At 69.8% G+C, this 15949-nt stretch carries 14 protein-coding genes and 1 tRNA gene; 11 read left to right on the forward strand and 4 right to left on the reverse strand.

Features of this window, described 5'->3' with window-relative positions; genetic code table 11:
• Positions 1-277 precede the first annotated feature (277 nt).
• From ACQBAU_RS06470 to ACQBAU_RS06480, 3 genes are all read left to right on the forward strand, one after another.
• Positions 278-856 (forward strand): cell division protein SepF, encoded by a 579-nt coding sequence (locus ACQBAU_RS06470; RefSeq protein ID WP_434549458.1) that lies wholly within the window; start codon positions 278-280, stop codon positions 854-856.
• A gap of 28 nt (positions 857-884) precedes the next feature.
• Positions 885-1178, forward strand: a complete 294-nt coding sequence (locus ACQBAU_RS06475) for a YggT family protein (RefSeq protein ID WP_434549459.1) — start codon at positions 885-887, stop codon at positions 1176-1178.
• 215 nt (positions 1179-1393) lie between these two features.
• Positions 1394-2302, forward strand: a complete 909-nt coding sequence (locus ACQBAU_RS06480) for a DivIVA domain-containing protein (protein WP_434549460.1) — start codon at positions 1394-1396, stop codon at positions 2300-2302.
• Between the two features lie 142 nt (positions 2303-2444).
• On the opposite strand, the gene ACQBAU_RS06485 is transcribed toward ACQBAU_RS06480, so the two are convergent.
• Positions 2445-2912 (reverse strand): hypothetical protein, encoded by a 468-nt coding sequence (locus ACQBAU_RS06485; RefSeq protein ID WP_465254762.1) that lies wholly within the window; start codon positions 2910-2912, stop codon positions 2445-2447.
• A gap of 94 nt (positions 2913-3006) precedes the next feature.
• Here ACQBAU_RS06485 and ACQBAU_RS06490 point away from each other — a divergent pair, with 94 nt between their 5' ends.
• The 4 genes from ACQBAU_RS06490 to pyk are packed head-to-tail and all read left to right on the forward strand — an operon-like array spanning position 3007 to position 6507.
• On the forward strand, positions 3007-3480 hold the full coding sequence (locus tag ACQBAU_RS06490) for a TraR/DksA family transcriptional regulator (protein ID WP_434549462.1): 474 nt from the start codon (positions 3007-3009) through the stop codon (positions 3478-3480).
• On the forward strand, positions 3453-4106 hold the full coding sequence (lspA, locus tag ACQBAU_RS06495) for a signal peptidase II (protein WP_434549463.1): 654 nt from the start codon (positions 3453-3455) through the stop codon (positions 4104-4106). The genes ACQBAU_RS06490 and lspA overlap by 28 nt, the downstream gene beginning before the upstream one ends.
• A 44-nt stretch (positions 4107-4150) precedes the next feature.
• Positions 4151-5032: an RluA family pseudouridine synthase gene (locus tag ACQBAU_RS06500; RefSeq protein ID WP_434549540.1), complete on the forward strand. Its 882-nt coding sequence runs from the start codon at positions 4151-4153 to the stop codon at positions 5030-5032.
• 59 nt (positions 5033-5091) lie between these two features.
• Complete coding sequence (gene pyk, locus ACQBAU_RS06505; RefSeq protein WP_434549464.1) at positions 5092-6507, forward strand: pyruvate kinase; 1416 nt, start codon at positions 5092-5094, stop codon at positions 6505-6507.
• 24 nt (positions 6508-6531) lie between these two features.
• On the opposite strand, the gene ACQBAU_RS06510 is transcribed toward pyk, so the two are convergent.
• Positions 6532-6614, reverse strand: a tRNA-Leu gene (locus ACQBAU_RS06510).
• 196 nt (positions 6615-6810) lie between these two features.
• Between ACQBAU_RS06510 and ACQBAU_RS06515 the strand changes: the two genes are divergently transcribed.
• Complete coding sequence (locus ACQBAU_RS06515) at positions 6811-7524, forward strand: ANTAR domain-containing response regulator (RefSeq protein WP_465254761.1); 714 nt, start codon at positions 6811-6813, stop codon at positions 7522-7524.
• A 43-nt stretch (positions 7525-7567) separates the two neighbouring features.
• On the opposite strand, the gene ACQBAU_RS06520 is transcribed toward ACQBAU_RS06515, so the two are convergent.
• Positions 7568-8002: a PaaI family thioesterase gene (locus ACQBAU_RS06520; RefSeq protein WP_434549466.1), complete on the reverse strand. Its 435-nt coding sequence runs from the start codon at positions 8000-8002 to the stop codon at positions 7568-7570.
• Positions 8003-8077: 75 nt separating this feature from the next.
• Here ACQBAU_RS06520 and polA point away from each other — a divergent pair, with 75 nt between their 5' ends.
• Together polA and ACQBAU_RS06530 are read left to right on the forward strand one after the other, a co-directional pair.
• Positions 8078-10804: a DNA polymerase I gene (gene polA / locus ACQBAU_RS06525; protein ID WP_434549467.1), complete on the forward strand. Its 2727-nt coding sequence runs from the start codon at positions 8078-8080 to the stop codon at positions 10802-10804.
• Between the two features lie 16 nt (positions 10805-10820).
• A complete protein-coding gene (locus tag ACQBAU_RS06530) occupies positions 10821-12734 on the forward strand; it encodes a hypothetical protein (protein ID WP_434549468.1) in 1914 nt (637 codons plus the stop codon).
• Here the strand turns inward: ACQBAU_RS06530 and ACQBAU_RS06535 are convergent.
• Positions 12682-15009 carry an NHL repeat-containing protein gene (locus tag ACQBAU_RS06535; RefSeq protein ID WP_434549469.1) on the reverse strand — a complete coding sequence of 776 codons (2328 nt, stop codon included), beginning with the start codon at positions 15007-15009 and terminating at the stop codon, positions 12682-12684. The genes ACQBAU_RS06530 and ACQBAU_RS06535 overlap by 53 nt on opposite strands.
• A gap of 178 nt (positions 15010-15187) precedes the next feature.
• Between ACQBAU_RS06535 and ACQBAU_RS06540 the strand changes: the two genes are divergently transcribed.
• Positions 15188-15901: a hypothetical protein gene (locus ACQBAU_RS06540; RefSeq protein WP_434549470.1), complete on the forward strand. Its 714-nt coding sequence runs from the start codon at positions 15188-15190 to the stop codon at positions 15899-15901.
• Positions 15902-15949: the final 48 nt, after the last annotated feature.

A 15949-nucleotide genomic window follows, 5' to 3' on the forward strand; every position in this document is an offset into this window, starting at 1 on the left:
CTCTCCAGGCGCCCCTTCGATGCCGAGGTCTCGCTTCGTCTGATCGATCGGGCAGTTGGAGTGGCAGCCGAGCCAGTTTCGGCTCTCCGACTGTCCTCTCGGTGCGTGGGGGTCTCGCCGACTGCCCTCTCGGTGTGCCGGGGCGTTCCCGCGGGAACGTGGCTGCCCGTCTCGGCGTGTCACGGCGAGTCCCCCACGCTGCGGGCAGTCGGGCGGTTAGTGTCAATGGTGTGCGTTAGGAAGGCGTGCTCCGGCGACGGTTGAGGAAGGTTTGGTCATGGCTGAGCGACTGAGGAAGGCTGCTGCGTGGCTCGGTCTGGTGACCGACGATCGCTACAACGAGTACGGCCACGCCGACGACGAGCTGACCGAGGGGGTCGATCTCGACGAGTACGTCGACGACGACCTGGCCGATCGGCATCGTGGCGAGGAGGCCAGCGTGACCGAGATCGGTCACCACCGCCGTACCAGCAGGGCCGTCGAACGGAGCGGTGTCGAGCGGGCGGGCGGCTACGAGCCGTCGGTCGCCGCGACGGCCACCGCCACCGTGCCGACGGCAGCGACCTCCCGGGAGGCTGACTTGTCCCGCATCATCACCGTCCACCCGCGGACCTACAACGAGGCGCGGGCGATCGGCGAGCACTTCCGTGACGGTGTGCCCGTGATCATGAACCTCAGCGACATGGACGACCCGGACGCCAAGCGTCTGGTGGACTTCGCCGCTGGCTTGATCTTTGGCCTGCGTGGCAGCATTGACCGTGTGACCAGCAGGGTGTTCCTGCTGTCACCGCCCAACGTCAATGTGACGGCCGAGGACAAGGAACGCATCGCCGGCGAGTTCTTCAACCAGAGTTGAGGCCGCCCGCGAGGACGGAGAGCACGCTGTGGTACTGATCGGTCAGATCATCAATGTCGTCCTGAACCTCTACTTCATGGTCCTCATCGCGAGGATGGTCCTGTCGTGGGTCCCGGTGCTGGTCCCGGGCTGGGAGCCGCGCGGCCCGTTCCTGGTCGTCGCCGAGGTGATCTACTCGCTCACCGACCCGCCACTCCGCTTCCTCCGGAAGTTCCTGCCGTCGGTGCAGATCGGCACCGTGGCCTTCGACCTGGCCTTCCTGGTGCTCGCGATCGGCGTGAGCGTGCTGATGTGGATCAACGCGATGGTGTTCTTCCGCTGAGCCGTACGGCGCCGACGAGCGCCACAGCCGTACCGCCGAGTCACACCAGCCACCCCCGTCCCGCCCTGCCGCCACCCCCGTTTACCCATTCGTGACATTTAGCGGTAACGTGTCGGCTGCCGTACCGAGAGGCTTGGGTGTCCGTGGGGAAGTCGGCCCGGTACGGTGGTGAGCGGACCAAACAGTCCGACCTTGACGACTACCAGAGGTGAACGATGACGCTGACGCTGGACGATGTGCGCAACATGAAGTTCCGCATGGCTCGGCGCGCCGGCTATGAAGTGATCGACGTCGACCAGTTCGTCGATCAGGTTGAAGAGTCCTTCGCGCAGTTGACCGAGGAGAACGAGCTGCTGAAGAAGCAGGTCGCCGAGCTCGAGCGCGCGGCCGCGAACGCCGAGTCCGCCAGCCCGTACGCCGCCGAGTCCGCACAGCGCGAGCCCGAGGCCAAGCAGACCGCCCCCGAGGCGCCGGCCGCCACGGCTCAGGGCGAGGGCGGTGAGGAGTTGGTCGTCCGTACCGCCGATGACGCCAGCCCCGCCGTCGTACGGCTGGTCCAGCTCGCCACCGAGCAGGCCGAGCGGTTGGTCACCGAGGCCCGTGAGGAGTCGCAGGAGATCTTGTCGCGTGCCCGGCAGGAGGCGAACGGGATCACCACCGGCGCCCGCACCGAGGCCGAGCGCATGGAGTCGGACGCCCGACTGCACGCCGATCGGGTCCGCAACGAGGCCGAGGGTCGGGCGACCGCCTTCGACGAGGAGCTCAAGGTTCGTCGTCGCGACACCTTTGCGGCCATGGAGACCGAGCGTGATCAACTGCGTGACTCGGTCAGCAAGCTGCGCGGGTTCGAGCAGAACTTCCGCAAGAACCTGACCGACCACCTCAAGGGCCAGATCGCCGGCCTCGAGAAGGGTGTCTTCGAGCCGGGCGAGGCGCCGGAGCTGTTGACCCCCGACGCCGACGAGGACTCCCGGGGCTCCCAGCGGGGCGCCCAGCAGGGGTCGAGCTCGAACACGTCGGGCCAGGGCCAGCGGAGTTCCGAGTCCCAGGGCCAGTCAGGGCAGCAGGGTGGCGGTCAGTCCGACACCCCGCGGCTCGACGCGCTGCTGGGCGGCCAGGGCTGAGCCCACCGCGCTGAACCGATCATCTCGAGTCCCGCCGGGATCGCTGCACAGCGGTCCCGGCGGGACTCGTTCTGCATGATCCACAACAGGTGTGCCACAGGCGTGCGTTCCTCCTTGCCTAATGTGCTGTCAGACGTTACGGTCAGCCGCACACATGTGGTCCGGAGCGGTTGAGGGGAGAGACGATGTCCACCACGGGCAAGTCGCCACGGCCCAGCAGTGCCGCGTCCAAGACGCCGGCCGCCCGGGCGACGTCGGGCAGGCAGGTGACCGCGACCAAGAAGTCCAGCCCGGCCAAGCGGACGGCACCGGCGAAGAAGGCAGCCCGCACCGGCAAGAAGACGGCCGCGACCACGGCGTCAGGGACGAAGGCGGCGGCTACGAAGGCAGCTTCGGCTACGAAGGCGGCTTCGGGTACGGGGGCTGCGGCGGGTACGTCGAGGTCTCGGAAGGCCGCACCGACGAAGCAGGGTCCCGCCACGAAGTCCGCACCGGCGAAGAAGGCACCGGCGAAGGAACCTGCACCGGCGAAGAAGGCCGCCTCGAAGAAGGCGACCACCAGCAAGGCGACCACCAGCAAGGCGACCACCAGCAAGACGACCACCAGCAAGACGACCACCAGCAAGGCGACGCCGGCCCGTCAGCGGGCATCGGCGACGAAGTCAACATCCACCTCGAAGACCACACCAGCGAAGAAGGTTTCTGTGACCAAGGCTCCGGCCACCAAGACGGCATCGTCGACTGCGGCTGCCACCCGCGGCAACTCCCGTACCAGCAAGGCCACGGCCGGCGATCTGGTCGTTCGCGTCGACGAGGATCCGTGGACGGAGGCGGAGCTCGCCGAGCTGCGGGAGGAGCTGACTGCCGAGATCGAGCGGCACGAGGCACACGCCCGGACCGTCCGGGCCGACCTGGCCGACCTGCTGGTCTCCGGTGAGGGCGGTGGCGGTGATGCGGCCGACGTCGGGACCTCCAACTTCGAACGTGATCAGGAACTGGCGCTGGCCGCGTACGCCTCCGAGGCGATCAACCAGACCCGGCTCGCACTGCAGAAGATGGCGCAGGGTACGTACGGGCAGTGCGACAACTGTGGTCAGCCGATCGGCAAGGGGCGGTTGCAGGTGTACCCGCGTGCCACACTGTGCATGACATGCAAGGAACGCGAGGAACGACGCTGAAACTCGACCGACGGCTGATCTGGGCCGCGGTCGTCGTCGTCCTTGCGACCATCGACCAGGTCACCAAGCAGCTTGCCCTGACCCACCTCGAGCCAGGTCAGTCGGTGCAGGTGATCGGTGACCTGCTCCGGCTGCTGCTGGTCTTCAACGACGGTGCCTCGTTCGGGCTGGGCGGTGGCGGCCAGTTGACCTGGGTGTTCACCCTCTTCTCCAGCTGTGTACTGGTCGGCATTACCTGGTTCGTCCTCTTCCGGTTGAAGCACCGGGGATGGGCCGTGGTGCTCGGACTGATCGGTGCCGGTGTGGTCGGCAACCTGACCGACCGGCTGTTCCGGGCCCCCGGGTTCCCCGTCGGGCACGTCGTCGACTTCCTGCAGCTGCCGTACTGGCCGATCTTCAACGTCGCCGACATGGGCGTCGTGTTCGGCGCGATCGGGATCATCTGGTTGGCGGTGATCAAGAACGTCCCACCGGGGGACCCCTACCCCGAGGACGACCCGGACGCCGAAGCTGATCATGACACCGAAGCTGATCACGACACCGAAACTGATCACGACACCGAAACTGATCAGGACGGTGGGGCCGAGCAGGACGCCGGGCCGCATCCCAGGGACACCTCCTCGTGACCGAGGACACCAAGATCGTCCTGGTACCCGACGGACTGGACGGGATGCGCGTCGACGCCGCGGTGGCCAGGCTCACCGGGTTGTCACGGACCCGGGTCTCCGAGATCGCCGAGGCCGGCCTGATCAAGCTCCACGGGCGCGGGGCCGGAAAGTCCGACAAGGTGTCGGGAGGTGACCTGCTCGAGGTGACCATCCCCGGACCACCGCGGGTGGCCCAGGTGGTGCCCCACGAGGTCGCCGGGATCGCGATCGTCCATGACGACGACGACATCGTCGTGGTCGACAAGCCGGCCGGCGTCGCCGCCCACCCGAGCCTCGGCTGGGACGGCCCCTCGGTCGTCGAACACCTGGCCGCGGTCGGGTTCCGGATCTCCACCTCCGGGGCGGCCGAGCGGCAGGGCATCGTGCAGCGCCTCGACGTCGGCACCTCCGGGCTGATGGTGGTCGCCAAGAGCGAGTACGCCTACACCGTCCTCAAGCGGGCGTTCCGCAACCGCGAGGTCGCCAAGACGTACCACACGCTCGTGCAGGGTCACCCCGATCCGTCGGTGGGCACGATCGACGCGCCGATCGCCCGCGACCGCAACCACGACTGGCGGATGGCGATCGTCTCCTCGGGGCGGCACAGCATCACCCACTACGAGGTGATCGAGATGTTCCCCGGGGCCAGCCTGCTGCAGGTGGGGCTGGAGACCGGGCGGACCCACCAGATCCGCGTCCACATGGCGGCGGTCCGGCATCCCTGCGTCGGCGACCCGCTGTACGGCGGCGACCCGGTGCTCGCGGCCAGGCTCGGCCTGGAGCGGCAGTGGCTGCACGCCGTCGAGCTGGGGTTCGTCCATCCCGGCAGCGGGGAGGACGTGGTCTTCGTCAGCGACTACCCGGCCGACCTGCAGGCGGCGTTGGACCAATTGCGACAGAGCTGACCCGCACCAGTCATCCACTGGTCATCTTCCGTTGGGGTCCGGTTCTGTAGTGTCGAGGGGTGCGTAGAGCGAAGATTGTTTGCACCCTCGGCCCGGCGACCTCGTCACCGGAGCGATTGAGGGAACTTGTGGCAGCCGGCATGGACGTGGCCCGTCTCAACATGAGCCACGGTGACCATGCCGATCACAAGCAGAACCTCGAGGCGGTCCGGGCCGCCGCGGCGGACGCCGATCGGGCGATCGCGGTGCTGGTCGACCTGCAGGGTCCCAAGATCAGGCTCGGCCGGTTCGCCGCCGGCAAGGAGACCCTCGCGTACGGGGCGAAGTTCACCATCACCACCGACGACATCGAAGGCACCGCCGAGCGCTGCTCCACCACGTACGCCGGGCTGCCCGGTGACGTCAAGGCCGGCGACAAGATCCTGATCGACGACGGCCGACTGATGGTCGAGGCGACCGAGGTGACCGACACCGAGGTCCACACCACCGTGCTGGTCGGCGGCCAGGTCTCCAACAACAAGGGCATCAACCTGCCCGGTGTCGCGGTGAGCGTGCCCGCGATGAGCGAGAAGGACATCGAGGACCTGCGTTGGGGACTTCGCAACGGGGCCGACATGATCGCGCTCAGCTTCGTCCGCAACGCCGCCGACGCGGCGGCGGTGCACCAGGTGATGGACGAGGAAGGGCGCCGCATCCCGGTCGTCGCGAAGCTGGAGAAGCCGCAGGCCGTCGAGAACCTCGACGAGATCATCGACGCCTTCGACGCGTTGATGGTGGCCCGCGGTGACCTCGGCGTCGAGCTTCCGCTCGAGGAGGTGCCGCTGGTCCAGAAGAAGATCGTGACCGCGGCCCGCCGCTGGGCCAAGCCGGTGATCGTCGCGACCCAGATGTTGGAGTCGATGATCTCGGCACCGCGGCCGACCCGCGCCGAGGCCTCCGACGTCGCGAACGCGGTGCTCGACGGGGCCGACGCGGTGATGCTCTCGGGCGAGACCAGCGTCGGGCAGTATCCGATCGTCGCGGTCGAGACGATGGCCCGGATCATCGACAACACCGAGGAACACGGGATCAGTCAGATCGAGAAGATCGACTGGGAACCCCACACCACCGGTGGCGTACTGGCGAAGGCGGCCATCGAGGTGGCCGAACGGACCGGGGCACGGTACGTGGTGACCTTCACCCAGTCCGGTGACTCGGCCCGGCGGCTCGCCCGGATCCGCAGTTCGATCCCGATGCTCGCGTTCACCCCGTTGGAGTCGACCCGGCAGTCGCTGGCCCTGCTGTGGGGGATGGAGACCTTCCTGGTGCCACAGGTCGACCACACCGACGAGATGATCCGGCAGGTCGACCAGGCCCTGGTCGAGATGGGGCGCGTCGCCGAGGGGGAGCGGGTCGTGATCATCGCCGGTTCGCCGCCCGGGGTCGCCGGCACCACCAACATGATGCGGGTACGTCGGATCGGGCTGCCGCTCTGACCAGCTGACCAGCCTCGCGCTCGGTACCGGGAAGGGGAGTCGAACCCCTAAGTCCTTTCGGACAGACGGGTTTGAGCCGTCCGCGTCTACCATTCCGCCACCCCGGCGCGGGGACCCACGATAGCAGCGTCACCGAGGTCCCGGCGACTTGGCCGGCGATGTCGGGAACGTTCGGCCAATGTGACGCGGATCCCACGCCAGATACCGACTTGATCACAATTCCGTGCATGGTCTTGCCGTGGTTGTCGCTAGGATGGTTGGCACCATGGCCATTGCGGGCCGGAGCACTGTGAGAGGTACGACATGAGCGATTCCCCTTCCCCGGAGGGGTCCGTCGACACGGACACCCCCGACGTGAGTGCTGCCGAGGCGGGTGCCGCCGCCGACGGGAGCGTCCAGGGGAGACGGGTCCTGGTGGCCGAGGACGAGGTGCTGATCCGCCGCGACCTGGTCGAGATGCTCCAGGACGAGGGCTACGAGGTCGTCGGTGAGGCCGGTGACGGCGAACAGGCCGTCGCGATGGCCCGCGACCTGAAGCCCGAGCTGGTCGTGATGGACGTGCAGATGCCCAAGCTGGACGGCATCTCCGCGGCCGAGCAGATCGCCGCCGATCGCATCGCGCCGGTCGTGATGTTGACCGCGTTCAGTCAGCGTGAGCTCGTCGAGCGGGCCCGCGAGGCCGGCGCGATGGCGTACGTGGTGAAGCCGTTCGACCGCTCCGACGTGGTGCCGGCCATCGAGATCGCCATCGCGCGGTTCGCCGAGATCCGCGCGGTCGAGGCCGAGGTGGCCGACCTGGCCGAGCGACTCGCCTCCCGCAAGGCCGTCGACCAGGCGAAGGCGATGCTGCAGCAGGGGCTGGGCCTGTCCGAGGCCGAGGCGTTCCGGTGGATCCAGAAGACCGCGATGGACCTGCGCAAGTCGATGCGCGAGGTCGCCGAGGGCGTCATCGAGAACGCCAACAAGGTCAAGAAGGAAGGCAAGGCCGCCAAGGGCGCCCGCAAGGCCAAGAGCTGACCCACAAGGCCAAGAGCTGACCCACAAGGCCAAGAGCTGACTCTCAGCTCGAGATGTTGGGGCGCCGTGGGTCGACGGCTTGGCAGGTGACGCGCGCGGTGCAGATGCGCTCGCCGGTGTCGTCGACCAGGGCCACGTCATAGCTCAGCACGGTCTTGCCCAACCGCAGCGCGGTCGCGGTGCCGGTGACCATGCCCTGCTTCACCGAGCGGTGATGCGTGGCGTTGATGTCGACGCCGACCGCGACCCGCCCCGGCCGTACCGCGGCCAACGCACCCAAGGACGCCAGCGTCTCGGCCAGCACGCACGACGCGCCACCGTGCCACAGTCCGAAGGGCTGGGTGTTGCCCGCCACGGGCATCCGACCGACGACCCGTTGCGGGGTCAGCTCGGACACGGTCAACCCCATCTTCTCGTCGAGGGCGCTCGCCACCTCGGAGTACCACTGGGGCAGCGCGGGATCTCGGGACTCAGCCATGGTCGACAGGGTATTGCCCCACCCGGGAGCACGTGGAGTGGGTCGACGCCGCTCGGGATCGGTAGGGTCGGGGTTGTGCCAGCTGACTCCACCACCGATGCGACCCCGGCCCCCGAGCAGCCCGCGAAGCTGCTGCTGATCGACGGGCACTCGGTGGCCTATCGGGCCTTCTTCGCCCTCCCGGTGGAAAACTTCTCCACCACCTCGGGCCAACACACCAACGGCGTGTTCGGGTTCACCTCGATGTTGATCAACGTGCTGCGCGACGAGCAGCCGACCCACGTCGGGGTCGCCTTCGACGTGTCCCGGCAGACCTTCCGCTCCGAGCTGTACACCGAGTACAAGGCGAACCGGAGCACCTCACCCGACGAGTTCAAGGGGCAGGTCGGACTGGTCAAGGAGGTGCTGGACGCGCTCAACATCACCTGGACCGAACTGGCCGGCTACGAGGCCGACGACATCATCGCCACCCTGGCCACGCAGGCCGCGGCCGACGACATCGAGGTGGTGATCTGCACCGGCGACCGGGACGCCCTGCAGTTGGTGACCGACAAGGTGACCGTGCTCTACCCGCGCAAGGGCGTCTCCGACCTGGCCCGGATGACCCCGACCGCGGTCGAGGAGAAGTACCTGGTCACCCCGCAGCGCTACCCGGACCTGGCCGCGCTGGTCGGCGAGACCAGCGACAACCTGCCGGGCGTGCCCGGTGTCGGCCCGAAGACCGCAGCCAAGTGGCTGACGCTGTACGACGGCCTGGACAACGTGGTGCTGAACGCCGCCGAGATCAAGGGCAAGGTCGGCGAGAAGTTCCGCGACCACATCGACGACGTGGTCCGCAACCGACAGGTCAACGCCTTGGTGCGCGACCTGGAGCTGCCGGTCGGTCCGGCCGACATGGTGCGCCGCAGCTGGGACCGGGAGAAGGTCCACACGCTGTTCGACGCCCTCGAGTTCCGGGTGCTGCGTGATCGGCTGCTGGAGACCCAGCCCGACGCCGACGAGCCGGAGGGCGGCTTCGAGGTCGCCGGCGAGGTGGTGACCGGCGAGGGCGTCGCCACCTGGCTGGCCGAGCACGCCCGCGGCACCCGGACCGGCATCGACGTCGTCGGCAGCTGGGGCTCGGGCTCCGGTGACATCACCGGCATCGCGCTCGCCGCCGCCGACGGCAGCGCCGCCTGGCTGGACGTCGCCGACCTCGACCCGGCAGCCGACGCCGCGTTGGCGGGCTGGCTCGCCGATCCCGAGGCGGGCAAGGCGTTGCACGACTCGAAGGGCCCGCTGCTGGCGGCCTGGGCGCGGGGCTGGGACCTGCGGGGCGTCACCTCCGACACCCAACTGGCGGCATACCTCGTCCGGCCCGACCAGCGCACCTTCGACCTGGCCGACCTGAGCGTCCGCTACCTGAAGCGGGAACTCCGCGTGGAGTCCGACGGCAGCACCCCCGACACCTTGCAGGATGCCCTCGACCTCGGTGACGACCCCGCCGACCAGCAGGCCGAACAGGCCGCCATGATCCGCGCCCGAGCCGTGATCGACCTGGCCGAGGCGCTCGACGGCCAGGTCGACGAGCACGGTGGGACGCGACTCCACCACGACGTCGAGCTGCCGCTGGTCCGGACGTTGGCCCGGATGGAGCAACTCGGCATCGCGATCGACGTGGCCCTGCTCGAGCAGTTGGAGTCCGAGTTCGACGCCGGGGTACGCAAGGCCGCCGACGACGCGTACGGAGTGCTCGGCAAGGAGATCAACCTGGGGTCGCCGAAGCAGCTGCAGACCGTGCTGTTCGAGGAACTCGGGATGCCGAAGACCCGCAAGACCCGGACCGGCTGGACCACCGACGCCGATGCCCTGCAGGGGTTGTACGAGAAGACGGAGCACCCGTTCCTGGCGCACCTGTTGGCCCACCGCGACGCGATCCGACTGCGGCAGACGGTGGCCGGGCTGCTCGCCACGGTCGCCGAGGACGGCCGGATCCACACCACCTTCCAGCAGACCATCGCCGCCACCGGCCGGTTGTCGTCGGTCGACCCCAACCTGCAGAACATCCCGATCCGCACCGAGGCAGGCCGGCGGATCCGGGAGGCGTTCGTCGTCGGCGGCGGCCACGCCGAGCTGATGAGTGCCGACTACTCGCAGATCGAGATGCGGATCATGGCCCACGTCAGCTCCGACGAGGGCCTGATCGAGGCGTTCCGGTCCGGCGAGGACTTCCACACCGTCACCGCCGCCCGCGTCTTCGGGATCGAACCGGACGCGGTCGGCACCGAGGAACGGGCCAAGATCAAGGCGATGAACTACGGGCTCGCGTACGGACTCTCGGCGTACGGCCTGAGCCAGCAACTCCGCATCTCCACCGGGGAGGCGAAGGAGCTGATGGAGGAGTACTTCGAACGGTTCGGCGGCGTCCGGGACTACCTGCAGGGGGTGGTGAAGCAGGCCCGCCGGACCGAGTACACCGAGACCCTGCTCGGCCGTCGCCGCTACCTGCCCGACCTCATGAGCTCCAATCGGCAGCGGCGGGAGATGGCCGAGCGGATGGCGTTGAACGCGCCGATCCAGGGCTCGGCCGCCGACGTCATCAAGGTCGCCATGTTGAACGTCGAATCGGCGATCGATGCCGCCGGGATGGACAGCCGGATGTTGCTGCAGGTGCATGACGAACTGATCTTCGAGGTCGCCGCGGGGGAGCGGGCCGCGCTGGAGGAGTTGGTCCGCGAGCAGATGGGCCGGGCGATGGACCTGGCGGTGCCGTTGGAGGTGTCGGTCGGGGTCGGCCGCAGCTGGCACGAGGCCGCACACTGATCGGGCGAGTTCAACCATGATCAACATCACGTACTCCGGCGTGGTCGCGGGACAGGCCGAGCCCCGGACCGCGGCCGTCTGCGTCGACGCCGCCGGCGACTCCCGGTTGGTGGTCGCCGCCCGCGGATGGGTGCTCGTCGTCGACCCCACCACCGGTGACTGCCGCCAACTGCGGTTCTCCGGCGGTCCCGAGTTCCCGTTCAGCTCGTTGGCCTCGCGGTCCGGCACCTTCTGGACCGGCGCCGGCCGGTCGTTGTACGAGGTCGACCCGTTCGCCGGGACGGTGACCACCCACCACCCGTGCGAGCGGTACGAGGACGTCGCGGGTGCCGGTGCCGACGCCGCCGCCGACGAGGAGATCGTCGGGATGGGGTTCACCGAGGGGCCCGACGGCCGGATCTGGTTCACCACCTACCCGGGGACCCGACTGTTCTCGGTCGATCCGGCGACCGGGCACTGCCGGCTGGAGGCCCGACTCAGCACGACCGAGCAGTACGCCTCGCACCTGGCCGTCACCGATGACGGGCGGCTGTACGCCGGCATCGGCACCGAGCACCGCGACCTCGTCGTACTCGACCACCCCGGCGCCGCGCCGCGGTCGCTGGTGCCGCCCGCGGAGCGGGTGAAGGGGGCCGGGTACGTCCACCGCGGTGCCGACGGCGAGCTCTACGGCCTCTGGGACTCCGAGCATCTCCACCCGCTGCCCGACGTGGCCCACCGATGGCACCGGCTGACCCCGGACGGCCCGATTCCGGTCGAGGTCGATCAGGTCTCACCCTCGGCCACCCGGGGGTACGGATTCGGGCGGATCCACGCACCACGCGACCCGGGCTGGTCGGTGGCGCGGCTCGACCTGCCCGGCCGGGAGCTCACGGTCGCCGCCGCCGACGGGGCCACCCGGGTGATCCCGTTGAGCTACGAGTCGGACGGGGCGAAGCTGTCGGCGCTGATCGGGGCTCCTGACGGCTCGATCGTCGGCACCACCTCCCACCCGATGCGCTTCTTCCGGTTCGACCCCGCCGCCGAGCAGCTGACCGACCTCGACCGTGGCGGCCTCGCCGGCGTCGGCAACGTGTGCGACTGGGCCCTGCTCGATGATCAGCTGTACGGTGCGGCGTACCCGGGCGGCCACTTCTTCCGCTACGACCCGCAGGCACCGACCGCGGCGGACAACCCGGCCCACCTGGTCGCGTACGAGCAGGTGCACCGGCCCCGGTGCGTGGTGGCCCACCCCGACCAGCAGCACGTCATCTGGGGCGGGTACGGCGGCTACGGCGACACCGGCGGTGGCCTCGCGATCCATCAGGTCGACCAGCACGCCGACGGGTCGGCCACCGGTCGGAATCGCGTCATCGAGCACACCGACCTCGTACCCCACCAGGCCACCACCGCGCTGGGCATGCTGCACGGTGGTGACGTGATCGGCGCCACCTGCGTCGACACCCCCGGTGGTGCCACCCCGCTGGCCACCACCGCCGTCGTCTACCGGCTGGCCTGGCCCGGCCTCGAGGTCGTCGCCCGCTGGGAGCCGGACGCCGGCGTCGGTCACTGGGCCGGGTTGGCCGTCGCGCCGGACGACACGGTCCACCTGTGGAGCGAGGACGGCCACCACGTCCATCTCGACCCGGCCGACGGCACCGTCCTGGCCCGCCACGACCTCACCGGCGACGGCCGGCTGGCACGGGCCGGGGTGGTGGCCGACCAGGCCGGCACCGATCGCGTCGCGGTCCTGCAGGAACGCGCGATCACGGTGCTCGACCTGACCGACCACACCACCGAGCGTCACCCGTGGCCGGGTGACCCGATCAGTTCCGGGGGAGTGTTCCGGGGCGACACCCTCCACCTGGCGAGCCAGGACCGGCTGCTCCGGGCCGAGCTCAGCGGGCCCGCCGCGCGGCCCGGGACAGTTCGAGCCGCTCGTCCGGTGTGATCACGCCCGTGGCCACCAGCTCGGCCAGGACGGTGCTGACCTCGGCCTCGGTCCCGGTCGGGCCCTTGGCCGGGAACAACTCGGCCAGCAGGTCGGCCAGCGTGACCCCGGTCTCGACGAACCGGTTCGCGACCGGGGTGACGATGTCGCGGATCCGGACCAACCATCGGTTGTCCGGTTCGGTGTCGGAGTCGGGGACGAACTGGGCGTGGTGCAGCGGCTCGCTGAAGCCGTCCGGCCGGAGCAGGGTCCACAGCGACCCGTCGGCCGACAGCGGCGCCCGGTTCACCCGTGACATCAGGTTCGCGGCCACCTGCAGCGACAGCGGGTCCACCGCGAACAGAGCACCCTGGGCCTGGGCGTAGAGGTAGCCGTTCGGGTGGATCACCAGGTCCCCGCTGCCCGGTCCGGTGGCGCCGCTGACCCCGGGCAGGGGGAACGTCCGGGTGACCTCGAAGCTGGTCAGGTCGACCTCGAAGATCGTGGTGTCGGCCAGCCCGAGCAGCCGCCCGTCGTGCACCAGCATCGCGTTCACGGACCGGGCCCCGTCCACCGGTGCCACGGAGCGGATGACGGTCCGTGCGTCGGGGTCGAACTCGACCAGGGCCGCGGACCCCTCCACCGGGGTGGTGCCGGTGCCGCCGTTGCGGCTGCTGCCGGCGAACATCCGGTCGTCGAGGAAGGTGAAGGCCGCCATCGTGTGGTCCGGCACCACCGGCCGGGTGACGGTGGCCTCGCCGTCGGCCGGCACCACGGACGTGAGCGCCCCACCGCGCTGGCCGTAGTCGGGTTCACTGGCCGCCCACAACAGGCCGTCGTGCAGCTGGACGTCGTGGGGCCGGATCTGGGCGTTCGGTTCGGCCTTCAACTCGACCAGGGTGCGCGGGTTGGTGTCGCCGGTGGGCTGGTCGGGGCGGTAGGCCTTCAGCGAGCCCGAGGGGTACACCCCGGCGTACGCGATCGAGTCGCCCCCGGCGGGGTCGTCGACCCAGGTCCAGTCCTCGACCTGGCCCAACCGGGCGATTGGGGTGATCTCGCCGGTGGCGACGTCCCGGCGGACGCCGTTGCCGTTCAGGAATGCGTTGATCATCACCGAGGAGCCGTCCGGGGAGACGACGATGTTGCCCAGCGGGCTGGGCGCCGGGCTGAGCGCGAACTTGTAGACCTTCGCCGTGTCGGCCTGGAGGTCGTACCGCATCGCCCCCGCGCCGTAGTTGCCGGCGAAGCCGTACATCACGTCGTGGTCGTCCTCGGTCGTCCAGTGGTAGCCGATCAACGAACCCGCGACCGTACGGTGGCGGGTCGCGGTGGCGACCCGGGTGGCCAGGTCGTAGTGGCCGAGCACGGTGCCCTCGGGCCCGGCCGTGCTGAACCAGATCCGGCCCGCCCGGGCTTCCGAGGCGCCCCGGCCGGTGATCGAGTACGCCCGGGTCAGCTGACCGGTCGCGGCGTCGATCACGTCGACCTCGGTGTCGGTGGCGGCGTCGAACACCCGCAGCTGCCGGGTGTTGCAGGCGAACACGTGGCCCTCGGCGTAGTCGAGGTCGCTCAGCTCGTTGCCGGTGAACGGCGCTGCCGGGCTGAGCCGGGTGAACTCGCCGCTGGCCAGGTCCAGCTTCCACAGCTCGGCCACCGGACGGGTGCCGACGTAGAGGGCATGTCGGTCGGGGTCGTAGGCGGTCGACTTGGCGTACTGCACCGCCTCGGTGGTACTGACCCGGCCGAGGTCGGTGAAGCCCCGGTCCGGGTGGTACGACCACGCGTGCGCATCCGGGAAGGTGCCGCCGTAGACGGTGCCGTCCGGAGCGGCGCTCAGGCCGTACAGGAAGGTCGACCTCTCGGTCGGGGTGCCCACGTCGGTCATCTGCTCGGTGGCCGGGTCCCAGCGGAACAGGTGGCCCGAGTTGTAGGTGCCCACGTAGACGGTCTGGTCGGCGGCGACGACGATCGTCGGCCCGCCACCGGCGCCCGTCATGGCGTACTGGCCGACCTGTTCGGCCGGGTCGGTCACCGTACTGACGTTGAGGGCGGAGTTCTCGCCCTGGGCCGGGGCGTACGCGGCGATCCGGCCGTCGGGCAGCAGGCCGAAGGCACCCTCCACCACGGTCAGTGAGCTCATCGGGGACCCGTGGTCGGTGACCGTGCCGCCGGGCACGGGCGGGGGACCGGATCGGGTGCGGGCACTGGCCGTGGTGGCCGGGCCGAGGCCGGGGCCGAGCGACAGGCCGACGGAGCCGGCGGCTCCCAGGGCGAGGACGGTACGACGACTGGGCATGAGGACTCTCCAATGAATCGGCGTGGCACGTCGGGGGTTGAGGCGTGCGCGTAATTGATGACCTTAGGGGAGTCGGGCGACGAGCGACAGGGGGCGGTCCGGGTTCCTCCTCGTCGGAGCAGCCGCGGTCGGGGTCGTCGGAGGACGTACGCTGGAGGCCCGTCGACAGGAGCCGGACATGACCGCACGACCGCAGTGGCAGCAGCCCTTCTTCACCGCCGTCGACAAGGCGCTCGAGCTGGCCGACGGCTTGGCCGACCGCCGGGTCGCGGCGCTACGGACCGCCAACCCGAAGGACAGCCCGGCCGAGTTGATCACCAAGCTGGAGCGTGACTTCACCACCGCCGTGGTCGCCATGGGCGCCGGCACCGGTGTGCTGGCCGCGGTGCCGGCAACCGGTGCGGTGATGGCGATCGGCGCCGCCGGCGTGGACGTCGTCACCTTCCTCACCGCGGCCGCGACGCACGCCCTCGCGGTGGCGCGGATCCAGGGGGCCAAGGTCACCGACATCGAGTACCAGCGCACCCTGTTGTTCGGGATCCTGCTGGGCAGCAACGGGTCCAAGGTCGTGCTGAACGGCGTCGGCCGGGCCGGTGTCCACTGGGGCACGGTGCTCGGCGAGACGTTGCCGATCCGGATCCTGCGTGAGGTCAACGAGGCGTTGGGCGGCCTGCTGCTCCGCCGCTTCGGACCGCGCGTCGGCCTGGTCACCGCGGTCAAGTTCGCGCCGTTGGGGTTCGGCGCAGTCATCGGTGGCGTCGGCAACTACGCACTGGCCAAGGAGATCGTCCGCTCCACCAATGCCGCCTTCGGCGAGCCGCCGACCGACTTCCCTGACACCGCGGCGGATCCGGTCACCCCGACCGACGACACGGGCGGCACCAGCTCGTAGCCCACCCGCCCGTCGAGCCTGTCGACACGTCCGTCGAGCCCGTCGACA

Origin of the sequence: Carbonicoccus niuqiaonis (genome assembly GCF_050157065.1) — a bacterium.
Lineage (GTDB): Bacteria > Actinomycetota > Actinomycetes > Propionibacteriales > Propionibacteriaceae > Avipropionibacterium.